The organism is Kitasatospora sp. NPDC033851, from assembly GCF_055576085.1.
The window spans coordinates 80,685-92,545 of the sequence record NZ_JBVIRL010000013.1 but is presented as its reverse complement, the minus strand read 5'-3'; the positions used below and the strand labels follow the sequence as shown (position 1 = coordinate 92,545).

General features: G+C 72.6%; 11 protein-coding genes. 7 read left to right on the top strand and 4 right to left on the bottom strand.

Translation table 11 applies throughout. The annotated features are described in order from the left end of the window. Positions 1–2: 2 nt before the first annotated feature. The gene (locus ACZ51D_RS24050) at positions 3–422 is read right to left on the bottom strand and encodes a WXG100 family type VII secretion target (RefSeq protein ID WP_465620492.1); all 420 of its coding nucleotides are present in this window, start codon (positions 420–422) and stop codon (positions 3–5) included. 127 nt (positions 423–549) lie between these two features. On the opposite strand from ACZ51D_RS24050, the gene ACZ51D_RS24045 reads away from it, so the two are divergent. The 3 genes from ACZ51D_RS24045 to ACZ51D_RS24035 all read left to right on the top strand — a co-directional run bounded on the left by ACZ51D_RS24045 (position 550) and on the right by ACZ51D_RS24035 (position 1,746). Beyond that, positions 550–834: a type II toxin-antitoxin system Phd/YefM family antitoxin gene (locus ACZ51D_RS24045; RefSeq protein ID WP_360497034.1), complete on the top strand. Its 285-nt coding sequence runs from the start codon at positions 550–552 to the stop codon at positions 832–834. After that, complete coding sequence (locus tag ACZ51D_RS24040; protein ID WP_360497036.1) at positions 827–1,249, top strand: type II toxin-antitoxin system VapC family toxin; 423 nt, start codon at positions 827–829, stop codon at positions 1,247–1,249. The genes ACZ51D_RS24045 and ACZ51D_RS24040 overlap by 8 nt, the downstream gene beginning before the upstream one ends. Before the next feature lie 227 nt (positions 1,250–1,476). Continuing rightward, complete coding sequence (locus tag ACZ51D_RS24035; RefSeq protein ID WP_465620494.1) at positions 1,477–1,746, top strand: hypothetical protein; 270 nt, start codon at positions 1,477–1,479, stop codon at positions 1,744–1,746. Between the two features lie 12 nt (positions 1,747–1,758). Here ACZ51D_RS24035 and ACZ51D_RS24030 read toward each other — a convergent pair whose 3' ends face one another. Next, positions 1,759–2,877: a Gfo/Idh/MocA family oxidoreductase gene (locus ACZ51D_RS24030; protein WP_465663495.1), complete on the bottom strand. Its 1,119-nt coding sequence runs from the start codon at positions 2,875–2,877 to the stop codon at positions 1,759–1,761. Between the two features lie 215 nt (positions 2,878–3,092). Between ACZ51D_RS24030 and ACZ51D_RS24025 the strand changes: the two genes are divergently transcribed. The 4 genes from ACZ51D_RS24025 (at position 3,093) to ACZ51D_RS24010 (ending at position 7,376) form a co-directional block, all read left to right on the top strand. Continuing rightward, positions 3,093–3,872 carry an HAD-IIA family hydrolase gene (locus ACZ51D_RS24025; protein ID WP_360497044.1) on the top strand — a complete coding sequence of 260 codons (780 nt, stop codon included), beginning with the start codon at positions 3,093–3,095 and terminating at the stop codon, positions 3,870–3,872. 91 nt (positions 3,873–3,963) lie between these two features. Continuing rightward, the gene (locus ACZ51D_RS24020; protein WP_465663494.1) at positions 3,964–5,298 is read left to right on the top strand and encodes a low temperature requirement protein A; all 1,335 of its coding nucleotides are present in this window, start codon (positions 3,964–3,966) and stop codon (positions 5,296–5,298) included. A 78-nt stretch (positions 5,299–5,376) separates the two neighbouring features. Then, entirely contained in the window at positions 5,377–6,105 is a 729-nt protein-coding gene (locus tag ACZ51D_RS24015) for a uracil-DNA glycosylase (RefSeq protein ID WP_465663493.1), read from the top strand. A 242-nt stretch (positions 6,106–6,347) separates the two neighbouring features. Further along, the gene (locus ACZ51D_RS24010) at positions 6,348–7,376 is read left to right on the top strand and encodes a glycoside hydrolase family 6 protein (protein ID WP_465663492.1); all 1,029 of its coding nucleotides are present in this window, start codon (positions 6,348–6,350) and stop codon (positions 7,374–7,376) included. 116 nt (positions 7,377–7,492) lie between these two features. Here the strand turns inward: ACZ51D_RS24010 and glxA are convergent, their stop codons facing one another. Further along, positions 7,493–9,427 (bottom strand): radical copper oxidase GlxA, encoded by a 1,935-nt coding sequence (glxA, locus tag ACZ51D_RS24005; RefSeq protein WP_465663491.1) that lies wholly within the window; start codon positions 9,425–9,427, stop codon positions 7,493–7,495. A gap of 13 nt (positions 9,428–9,440) precedes the next feature. Further along, the gene (locus ACZ51D_RS24000; protein ID WP_465663490.1) at positions 9,441–11,534 is read right to left on the bottom strand and encodes a glycosyltransferase family 2 protein; all 2,094 of its coding nucleotides are present in this window, start codon (positions 11,532–11,534) and stop codon (positions 9,441–9,443) included. Between the last annotated feature and the right edge of the window lie 327 nt (positions 11,535–11,861).

The following is an 11,861-nucleotide window of genomic DNA, read 5'->3' as shown; positions in this document are numbered from 1 at the left end:
GTTCACGGCCCCTTGAAGCCGGCGGCGGCGGAGTTGTCGGTCGCGTGGTAGCTACGGGCGGTGGCGTCCAGGCGGTCGGCGGTGAGGCCGAGCCGGTTGTCGAGGCTGGTCCAGCGGCCTTTCCACCAGGTGAGTGCCTGCGACAGCGCGGGGCCGCCGGCCCACCCGCCCGCCAGCGCTTGGACGGCTGCGGCGGTGTCGGGTTCGACGCGGCTGACGGAGGACTGCACCTCGCCGCGCAGCCGTCGCGCTTCGCCGGCGGCCTGGTGGAGCACGGCGGGCTGCACGAGTACGGGGGCGCCTGAGGCGGTGGCGCTCGCCCACGGGCCGGTCGTGCGGGGTGGGGTGAGCGGTCCCGTTGTCGGTGGACCGTCCTGGCCGTAGAGCCACGGATTCTGGTCCTTCTCGCTGGTGTCGGCCATGACAGAAGCCCCCCTCTGTGTGAACGATCAGTGGTCGAACCTAGCGGACGGGGCGCGGGGAGGAGGGGTTTTCGCAGGGATGCGCGAGGTGTAGCCATCGGTGCTACGCGGGGCTACCTTGGAAGGCATGAAGACGATTACCCAGCGGGAGTTCCGGAACAACTCCGCCGCGGTGATGGATGCGGTGGAGGCGGGGGAGATCTTCCACATCACCAGGAACGGGGTCGAGGTCGCCGAGTTGCGGCCGGTGTCCGGGCGGCGGCGGCTCACGGCGGAGGAACTGGTGGCGCGGCACGTGAAGCTGCCGCGGGTGGACTACCAGCAGATGCGCAAGGAGGCCGAGGAGGACTTCGGGCCCGAGGAGCTGGTGGGGGACGAGGGCGACGACCCGTTCGAGCGGCGGCGTGGCTGAGCGCCGGAGGGCGTCCCGGCGGCGGCCCGCCGGGGTGCTGGACACCTGTGTCTACATCGACCTGGCGCTGCTCAGTCCGGCGGACCTGCCGGTTGTGCCGGAGCTGACCGCTATCACGTTCGCGGAGTTGCAGCAGGGCGTGTCGATGGCCCGGGATCCGGCCAGCCGGGCGGCCCGGCTGGAGGTGCTGGGCGCGGCGATGGCCGATTTCGACCCGCTGCCCTTCGACGCGGCCGCCGCCGCCCGCTACGGGACGCTGGTCACCCTGACCATCGCCGCCGGGCGGCAGCCGCGGCCGCGGCGGATCGACCTGATGATCGCCGCCGTGGCCTCCGCCCACGGGCTGCCGCTGTACACCCGCAATGTGGCGGACTTCCGGGGGCTGGGTTCGGCGGTGGAGGTCATCGGGGTGTGAGGGCGGCGGGTGTGAGGGCGGCGGTTCCGTCCTGTTCGACCCGGTCGGCGAGGGCGCGGCCGCGGACCGCAGGGCCCTGCGCCGGCTGCGGCTGCGCAGCAGGACGATGTTGTTCGGGCCGCCCTTGCCCCGGTCGGGCCCGTGGCGGCGGCGACGGCCCAGCGCGGGCGGTCGGCCAGTCGGAGGACCAGCCGGCGCAGGCCGGAGTTCAGGCCGATGAGGACGGTGTGGAGGACGAGCAGGATGAGCCCGTCACCGCCGCCGCCGGTGCCGTCGACGTGTCGGAACGGGTCGTAGTCGTTCAGCGGTTGCGGGTGTTCGACGAGCCAGGCCTGTTCGCGCTCGTGGCGTTCCTCGACGCTGATCTGCCGCCCCCGCTGACTGCTCGTCCGCTCATCGTAGGAGTCGCGTTCGGGCGCCGGAGGGTTCCGACGGGGCGTTCGCCAGCCCAGGCGGGAGCGTTCGTCAGCCCCGGCGGAAGCGTTCGCCGGGGCTGACGGGAGCGCTCGTCAGTCCAGCCGGACCGTCGTCCCGGTCGCGGCGGAGGCGCGGGCGGCCTCCAGGACGGTGAGGGTGGCCACCGCGTCGCGCGGGTCGACCGGGGGCGGGGTGCCCGGGTCGGCCAGGGCGGCGGCGATGCCCGCGTAGTAGGCGGGGTAGTCGCCCGGGTCGGTCGGGAGGGAGATCGTGGACTCGTCGGTGCCGAGGGTGCCGTAGTGCGAGGGCTCGTCCGCTCCCCACGGGTGCGTGCCGTCGGGGCGCAGGCCCGCCCGCAGGTCGGCCTCCTGCGGATCCATGCCGGACTTGACGTACCCGGCGGTGTCGCCGAGCACCCGCAGCCGGGGACCGATCAGCGGGGTGATGGCGCTGGTCCACAGGTGCGAGCGGGTGCCGGAGGCGTGGGTGAGGGCGAGGAAGGCGTCGTCGTCCACGACCGCGCCGTCGCGCCGCACGTCGATCTCCGCGTACACCGTCTCGACCGGCCCGAACAGCGTGAGCGCCTGGTCGACCAGGTGGCTGCCCAGGTCGTACAGCGTGCCGCCGACCTCGGCCGGGTCGGCCAGCTCGCGCCAGCCCGGCTTGGGCTTCGGGCGGAAGCGCTCGAAGCGGGACTCGAAGCGGTGCACCCGGCCGAGCGCGCCGCCGCGCACCAGGCGGTCGACGGTGAGGAAGTCGCCGTCCCAGCGCCGGTTCTGGAAGACAGACAGCAGGACGCCACGCTCCTCGGCGAGCAGGCACAGCTCCTGCGCCTCGGCGGCGGTGCCGGCCAGCGGCTTGTCCACCACGGTGGCCAGCCCGGCCCGCAGGGCGGCGCGGGCGAGCGGGGCGTGGGTGCGGTTGGGCGAGGCGATGACGACCAGGTCGAGCGCGTCCGGGTCGGCGAGCAGCTGCTCGGGGGTGTCCACGGCGCGGGCGTCGGGGTGTTCGCGCGCCAGCTGCTCGCGGCGCTCGGGGTTGGCGGTGACCACGGCGTCCAGCCGCAGCCCCGGTGTGGTGGCGATCAGCGGCGCGTGGAAGGCGGAGCCGGCCAGGCCGTAGCCGATCAGGCCGACGCGCAACGGCCGGTCGGGCAGGGGCCGGTCGGGCGACGGCCGGTCGGACAGGGGGCGGGAGGTCTGCGGGCTCATGCGGCCCACTCAATCACGAGGCGCCCGGTTGCTCCCGGTTTGGTGTACGGCCACGGGGGAGCGCTCCCGACTCCCGACCGACTCCCGACCGACTCCTGGCCGGCACGGTCCGGTGGGCGGGACGTGGTGCCGTCGGCCAGGTGTGCGGATTAGGCTGTGCCGCGTCAGGGCCCTCGCACGACCCAAGACGTTGCAACACTTCGGGAGACACGCACGTGGCAGACCGCAAGCCCATTGAGTCCTGGCTGACCGACATGGACGGGGTCCTCATCCACGAGGGCACACCGATCCCCGGGGCGGAGGAGTTCCTGCGCCGGCTGCGGGAGTCCGGCAAGCCCTTCCTGGTCCTCACCAACAACTCGATCTACACCCCGCGCGACCTCAGCGCCCGCCTGGCCGGGATGGGCCTCGAGGTGCCGGAGGAGTGCATCTGGACCTCGGCCCTGGCCACCGCGAAGTTCCTCAAGAGCCAGCGCCCGAACGGCACCGCCTACGTGATCGGCGAGGCCGGGCTCACCACCGCGCTGTACCAGGCCGGCTACGTCCTGACGGACAACAACCCCGACTACGTGGTCCTCGGCGAGACCCGCACCTACTCCTTCGAGGCGCTCACCAAGGCGATCCGCCTGATCAACCAGGGCGCCCGGTTCATCTGCACCAACCCGGACGAGACCGGCCCCTCCCCCGAGGGCGTGCTGCCGGCCACCGGCTCGGTCGCCGCGCTGATCACCAAGGCGACCGGCGTCGACCCGTACTTCGTCGGCAAGCCCAACCCGCTGATGATGCGGGAGGCCCTGAACACCGCCGGCGCCCACTCCGAGACCGCCGTGATGATCGGCGACCGGATGGACACCGACATCGTCGCGGGCATGGAGGCCGGCATGGAGACCATCCTGGTGCTCACCGGCCTGACCTCCGCCACCGACGTGGAGCGCTTCCCGTACCGGCCGACCCGCGTGGTCAACTCGATCGCGGACCTGGTCGAGCTGGTCTAGCCTCTGCGGTGCTGTCGTGGGCCCCGTTCCGGCCGTTCGCCGGGGCGGGGCCCGCTTCGTACGTTTCGGCTCGCGGGGAGGCAGGGCGCGGATGAGTGCGACGGGGGAATCACCGGACCCGAAGCTACGGGACCCGGAGCTACGGGACCTGGAGCTGCAGGACCCGGAGCTAGGGGGCCCCGAACCGGCGGGCCCGGAAGCGGTGGGCCCGGAGTCGGCGGGGCCGGAGGAGAAGCGGGTCACCTGGGCGGAGCTCTACTTCGACCTGGTCTTCGTCTTCGCGATCACCCAGGTCTCCGGCCTGCTGCACCACCACCACGACGCGGCCGGCCTGGTCCGGGCGCTGGTGGTGTTCGTGCCGGTGTACTGGTGCTGGGTGGGCACCACCGTGCAGGCCAACATCCGGGACGTGGACAACGTGCGGGACCGCCTGGGCATCCTGCTGGTCGGTCTGGCAGGCCTGTTCATGGCGCTCGCGATCCCGGGCGCGTACGGCCGGCGGGGCGCGCTGCTCGGCGCCGCGTACTGGCTGGCCCGGGTGGTGCTGCTGCTCCTGCTGGCCCGCATCCCGGGCGTCTGGCGCGGCCCGTACGGGGTGGGTGTGCTGGTCAGCGGGCCGCTGCTGGTGGCGGGCGGACTGCTGCCGGACGGGCCGCGCCTGGTGCTGTGGGCGACGGCCGCGCTCTGTGACCTGGGCGCGCCGGTGCTGTTCCGGCGGCGGCTCGCGAGGGTCGCCTACCACCCGGCGCACATGCCGGAGCGGTTCGCGCTGTTCCTGCTGGTGGCACTCGGCGAGTCGATCGTCGGGATCGGTGGCACGGCGGCCTCCGCCCGGCTGGACGGGGCCGAACTCGCGGCCGTCGCGGTCGCGTTCACCATCTCGGCGGGCCTGTGGTGGCAGTACTTCGTGTACGCGGCCGACGCCATGCGGCACGCGGTGGTGATCGCCGACTCGCGCCGGGACGTGGTCCGGCGGATCTTCCAGTACGGGCACTTGGCGCTGGTCGCCGGGGTGATCGGGGTGGCGGTCGGCTTCGGGGAGACGGTCGCGGACCCGTGGCGGGCGCTCGGCCCGGGGTCGGTGACGCTGCTGTACGGCGGATGCGGACTGTACCTGCTGACCTTCGGGTACACGCGCTGGATGATGTTCCGTCAGGTCGCGACGACCCGGATCATCGCGGCGGTGGTGGTGCTGGTGCTGCTGCCCGCGATGGTGCGGCTGCCGGCCCTGGTGGTGCTGGCGACGCTGGCGGTGCTGCTGGTGACGCTCAACGTGCTGGAGCACCTCCGGGTGGAGCGCGCCTCGCGTTCCGCCGCCCGGGTTCCCGCAGCCGCCCCTGCTCCTGCGGCCACTGTTGCCCCTGCTCCCGTACCCACTCCCACTCCCGCCGCTGCTCCGGCGCCCGCGTCCGCTCCTGTGGAGTGAGTTGTCGGTGGGCCTGTGTAGCGTTCGGGGTGAAAGAGGGCGTGCGGCGCAGCAGCCGCGGTGTGGGAGGTAGATGTCGTGACGGACACGGTCGAGGCGGGCGTGGTCGAGGCCGGCGGGGGCGGCGGGCTGGAGCTGCCCGAGTCCTGGCGCGGGGTGCTGGGTGCCGAGGCGGAGAAGCCGTACTTCGCCGAGCTGGCGGCCTTCGTGGCCGCCCAGCGCGCGGAGCACGAGGTGTTCCCGCCGAGCGGCCAGGAGTTCGCCGCGCTGGAGGCCACTCCGTACGACAAGGTCCGGGTGCTGGTGCTCGGCCAGGACCCGTACCACGACAACGGCCAGGCGCACGGCATGAGCTTCTCGGTGCTGCCCGGCACCAAGACGCCGCCGTCGCTGCGCAACATCTTCAAGGAGCTGGACGCAGACCTGGGCGTCCCGGCCCCGGACAACGGCTACCTGATGCACTGGGCCGAGCAGGGTGTGCTGCTGCTCAACGCGGTGCTCACGGTCCGCGCGCACGAGGCGAACTCGCACAAGGCGAAGGGCTGGGAGAAGTTCACCGACGCGGTGATCAAGGCGGTGAGCGAGCGCGAGGAGCCGGTGGTCTTCGTGCTGTGGGGCAACTACGCGAAGAAGAAGCTCCCGCTGATCGACACCGAGCGGCACGTGGTGGTGCAGGGCGCGCACCCGTCGCCGCTGTCCGCCAAGCTGTTCTTCGGCAGCCGTCCGTTCTCGCAGATCAATGCCGCGCTGGACAGCCTCGGCGGCGAGCCGATCGACTGGCAGGTGCCCAACCTGAAGCAGGCCTGAGTTCGGGGCCGGGGCCCGTCGGGGGCGGGTCCTGATGTCGGGTGGCCGTGGGCCGGGCGGGTCCGATCTCCCGTTCACCCACGGCCACTTGGCGTTCACCGCTGGTGGCCGTTGGCCGGTCCCCGGTGTGCTTAGCTGGTGCCGTCCGGTCGTCGGACCGGTCCTGGGAGGGGCGGTACGTGCACGGGCTGAGGCGGGCGACGACGTTTCGGTGGGCGAGGGCGGGGGCCTCGCGGTGGGCCGTGGGGGCGGCGCTGGCCGGGGTGCTGGTGGCGGTGTCCGGCTGTAGCGGTACGGGCGGCGGCAGCGGTACGGGCGCCGGGCCCTCCTCCTCCAGCGTTTCAGCCTCCGGCGGAGCCGGCTCTGCCGACGGGCCCGGGAGCCTCGCCCAGCTGCCCGGACAGGCCTTCTACGTCTCCGACCGGACCAACGCCGCCCGGCAGGTGGCCGCGCTGCGCGGTCAGGGCCGGACGGCGGAGGCGGACACGCTGCTGCGGATCGCCTCCCAGCCCTCCTCGCAGTGGCTCGGTGAGCAGGGCGCCAAGGAGATCGCCGAGCAGGTGAGCCGCCGGGCCGCCGAGGCAGGCCGGACGGCGGTCTTCGTCGCGTACGACATCCCGCACCGGGACTGCGGCCAGTACTCGGCCGGCGGCGCCCCCGACGCCGCCGCCTACCGGGCCTGGATCACCGATGTCGGGCAGGCCCTCGGCGACCGCGGGGCCTGGGTGGTGCTGGAGCCGGACGCCGTCGCGCACACCCTGGACAACTGCAGCATCAAGGGCGACCTGGCCGCCGAACGGTACGGCCTGCTGGCCTTCGCCGTGCAGGAGTTGAAGAAGCGCCCGAACGTCCGGGTCTACCTGGACGCGGGCAACCCCGGCTGGGCGCAGGACCCGGACGAGCTGGCCGCCGCCCTGCGCAAGGCGGGCATCGCCGCCGCGGACGGCTTCGCCGTGAACGTCGCCAACTTCTACGACACCGACCGGAACGCGGCGTACGGCGCCCGGCTCTCGGCCGCGCTGGGCGGCAAGCACTTCGTCATCGACACCAGCCGCAGCGGCAACGGCGCGCTGGGCGGCGATTCCTGGTGCAACCCGCCGGGGCGCGCCCTCGGCGAGCGGCCGACCGCCGACACCGGCCGGGCCGGGGTGGACGCCTACCTGTGGATCAAGAACCCGGGGGAGTCGGACGGCGACTGCGGCCGCGGCGAGCCCCGGGCGGGCGAGTTCTGGCTGCCGTACGCGCTCGGGCTGGCGCAGGCGGCGCGCTGAGGCCGGGGATCCCGGCGCGCCGGGACACGGTCACCGGCTCACCGGCTCGGCGATGCACCGGACAGGGTCGCCGGCTCGGCGACGCAGCCGGCTCACCGACACGCCGGCTCGCCGACTCACGCGGTGACCTGGATCCAGCGGGCGACCGACGGGGTGCCGGCGGTGTCCGTCAGGAACAGCATGTACCAGCCCGGCGGCAGCAGGTTGGGGTTGCCGGGGAGGGTGAGCGAGACGCCGTCCGCCGTCCGTGCGGTGATGTCCAGGGCGACCGAGCGCTGCTCGACGTCCGTTACGTGGGTGACCGAACTCGGCCGGATCAGCTTGGCCGTGGCGACGGCGTCCGGCCGGGAGGTGCCGACGCTGACGGTGCCGCCGAGTTTCGCCGCCTGCGGCGCGGTGCCCACCTGCGGGCGGTCGCCGCCGCGGTACAGGTAGGGCGGGGTGTAGATCTCGATGCGCTGCTCGAAGCCGCCGGGCTGGGTCTCGGCCTTGTCGGCGAAGAGCGGGTTGGAGCCGAGCACGGCGACCCGACCGTCGGGCAGCAGCAGTGCCTCCGAGTGGTAGTCGCGGCCGACGGCCGGCTCGGCGGCGGTGGTGAAGCTGCCGGAATCCGGGTGGTACACCTGCGCCTTGAGCAGGTCGCTGTCGCCCCGGCCGCGGTAGCCGCTGGAGCCGCCGGTGGTGAAGACGGTGTCGTCCGGGAGGATCACGCTGTTGAGGTAGCGGGTGCCGCCGGCCGGCAGGTCCGGGCCCGGGGTGAAGGAGGGCCTGGCGGCGGAGAGGTCGGCGATGTCGGTGCGCGCCGTGGACAGCGGGGACTCGCCGACGCCACCGCCGCCGAGGACCATCACCTTCTGGGCCTGCGCGGGCGGCAGCAGCACCGAGGAGGAGGTCTCGGTCAGGCTCGGGTCGCGCAGGCCGGGGACGGGCTGGAAGCTGTTGTCCGACAGGTCCCACACGCCGGGCTCGCGGCCCTTGTCGGCGGGGCCGTAGCCGCCGTTGGAGCCGGAGTAGAAGAGCTTGCCGGAGGCGGTGAGGAAGATCGCCGGGTAGGTCGGGAAGTAGTGGTCGGGTGCCTTGGCCCAGGTCTTGTTCTTCGGGTCGTAGACCTCGTTGGTGTTGCCGTTGAGGATCTCGCCGGTGTCGTCCAGCCCGGAGACGGTGACCACCCGGCCGTCGCCGAGCCCGGTCAGCGTCGGGTACCAGCGGGCGTAGGCCATGTCGGTGACCGGCTCGTACAGCTCGGTGTCCGGGTTGAACTCGAAGGCGGAGCGGATGCCCTGGTACTCCTGCTTGTCCAGGGTCAGCTTGTCGCTCTGCCCGTAGAGGTTGTGGGCGTCGGCGCCGCTCAGGCCCTTGACCCGGTACTGGGCGGGGGAGCCGGCGACGTAGTCGGGTCCGGTGCCGACCGCTTCCACGAACACGTGCTGCTCGCCGGCGGTGACGACGGTCTGCGGGCCGGAGCCGCTCTTGGTCGCGGCCGGGACGGTCACCGGGACGGTGCTGGCGTACTCGCGGCCGTTCGGGGCGACGAACACGGTGCCCTTCGGGAGGGCCCGGTCGCGCTCCGGGCTCTCGTTGCGCACCCGCATGACGCCGGCCGCCTTCTTCACCACGCCCGTCAGCTTCTCGTACCGCTGGGTGCCGCCGGCCACCAGGACCCGGCCGTCCGGCAGCGAGGTGTGCCCGCCGCAGAACATGTCGGCCGGGGTGGGTATCAGCTTGTAGGTGTTCTTGGCCGGGTCCCAGAGCAGGCTCTTGAAGGTGCCCGCGTTGAACTGCTTCTCGTCGTTGCCGGAGCCGGCCACGATCAGGACCTTGCCGGTGCGCAGCAGGGTGGCGTGGACGGCGTTGACCCGGAACTCGGCGGGCAGCGTCAGGGTCTGCCAGTGGCCGTACTGCGCCTTGTACTCGGGGCGGTTGATCACGTAGTGGTGGTACTGCTGGTTCGCGAAGCCGAGGACGGCCGGCGCGTTCATCCCGGCCACCGCCAGCGCGACGGTGCTGCCGAGGGCGAGGCGCTTGGTGCGGCCGGTCTGGTGGATCCTCACGGTGGTTGCTCCCTCAGTGGATGGGGGTGCCGCTCCCGGCCCGGTCGGGTGCGGGGAGGGTGAACGGCGGCTGCTCCGGTGCCGTCCGTGCGTGCGGTCCGGTTCCGGCGGCCGGCACCGCCCGGGGGTCGCGGGCGTGGCGCGGACGGCGCTTCTCCAGGAGGACGTTCGGGGTCGCCGCGGGGCCGCCGGTGACGGTGAGGGTGGCGGACGGCCGGGTGCGGCGGCGGCGTACGGCGTCACCGGCCAGGATCAGGATCGGCAGGAGGGTCAGCGCCAGGGCGATCCAGGCCCAGGTGCGCATCGCGACGTGGTCGTAGCCGGTGAAGTGGGAGGCGGTGAGCGCGCCGCCGAACACCAGCGTCCAGAACAGGTGGAAGCGGAAGGTGCCGAGACGGTCGGTGCTGGCCGAGCGGCCCTTCGGTGTCACCTCGAAACGGCTGCGGCGGCGCACCAGCGCCTGCAGCAACGAGGCCGCGTAGATCGGGCCGCAGAGTGCCGACATCACCATTCCGGCGACCCCGGAGGAGCCGGCCGGCTCGTGCGGGCTCACGTTGTGCTTGCGGTTCCAGGTGTAGAGCAGGAGTTGGAGCGCGGCGGCGTCGCTGTAGAGCATCATCCAGATCTCGGAGGAGACGTGGACGCCCGAGGCGCCGAAGCCCAGGTAGAGCACGCTGGACAGACCGCCGAGCAGCCAGGTGAGCGCGGCCATCGGGTAGAAGCCCACCATCAGCGAGTAGTTGAGCAGCCGGCCCGGCGAGAGCCGCCAGAACACCCGCCAGTACTGGGTGAGCAGGGTCTCGTAGGTGCCCCGGCTCCAGCGCAGTTGCTGGGAGAAGAAGTCGGTCCAGGAGGACGGGCCTTCGCCGACCGCGAGCACGTCCGGGGTGTACACGGACTTCCAGCGTTCTCCGCTCTCCGGGTTCCGGCTCCGGTGGAACTCCAGGCCGGTCGCCATGTCCTCCGTGATGGAGTCGTACAACCCGCCGATCGACTGGAGCGCGCGGATTCTGACGGCGTTGTTGGTGCCGACGAACATGGGCGCGCCGTAACGGTTTCCGGCGCGCTGGATGAGCGCGTGGAAGAGGTACTGCTGGCTCTCGGAGAATGTGGTGACGGCCGAGCCGGAGCTGCGGTAGTTCCCGTACACCTGGGGCCCGACCACGAATGCCACGTCGGGGTCGCGGAAGTAGCCGAGCATGCGCTCGCAGAAGTCCGGCAGCGGAACGTGGTCGGTGTCGACGGACACCCAGAAGTCGTAGTCGTCGCCGTGCGCCTGGAGCCAGGCGTTGTAGTTGCCGTGCTTGCTCCTGGCCCGGAACCGGCCCTTGGGGCGGTTCCAGTGCGGCCGCCCGGCGCGGGTGAAGTGGCGGACGCCGAGCTCGGCGCAGAGCGCCCGCATTGCAGGATCGTTTCCCTCGTCCAACAGCCAGATCTCGTACGGTCCGTCGTGCCGCACGGCGCGGGCCGCGGCCAGCGTGGTCCGGACCATCTCCGGCGGCTCCTTGCCCGGCACACAGGTGGTGAGGAACGCGACCCGGGTGCCCGGCTCCGGCGTCACGGGGATCGGATCGCGGGCGACCAGGGTCGCGTGGGTGTTGGAGACCACGTTGACCAGCCGGAACACCTCGACCACGGCGATGATCCCGATCATCACCTTGTCGCCGAGCAGCACCAGGGGGTTCGTCTCGTCCAGCCGCTCCGGCCAGTGCTCCGGCAGCAGCAGCCAGATCAGCAGCACCGCCTCCACCACGGGGGCGGCCGTCAGCAGCAGGACGGCCCGGATCCGGTGCGGCTCGCGGCGCAGCAGGCTGCGGTACCGGACGCGGTAGGGGGCGGCGGGGGGTTCGGGTTCGGTGAGGGGCTCGGGCTGGGCCCCGGGCCCGTGGTGGTGGCCGGAAGGCTCGGGGCAGTAGACCCCGCCGCCGAGGTCGTCGTCGTCCTCGTCCGGGTCGTGCGCCGGGCCGGCGAGACGGCTGAAGTGGCCGTAGTCGTACGGGGCTTCGGGTATCGGTAACTCGCTCAGGGCGGCGGCCTCGTCGAGCCTCCCGGTACCTCGCCCGCGGGCCGTTCCGGCGTTCTTTCGCCGTGTGAACGGCGTGGTCATGGCTGCTCCCCCCGGAGTTCCGCGCCTTGCTTCGCTGCTCGGCTCTGCTGGGCATTGCTCGGCTTTGCGTTGTCCCGACCTGGGCGCCGTCCGGGTGGAAAACCCCTGTTGAACTGCGGTTTCCAGGCAGTTTCCGGGGCTGTCGTCCTACGCATCCAGTGTGTGCGACCTGTGCGCCCGGTTCGGTCGCGCGCCCGTACGGCGGTCTCGAATGCCGGATCCCGATGCGCTTTCCGGTTTCCCCTCCGGGCGCGTGGGACCTTGACTTCCTCAACTCTCCCCGAGCGTCACGGTGATCGCAACCAATCCGAGCGATGCTCACCGCAC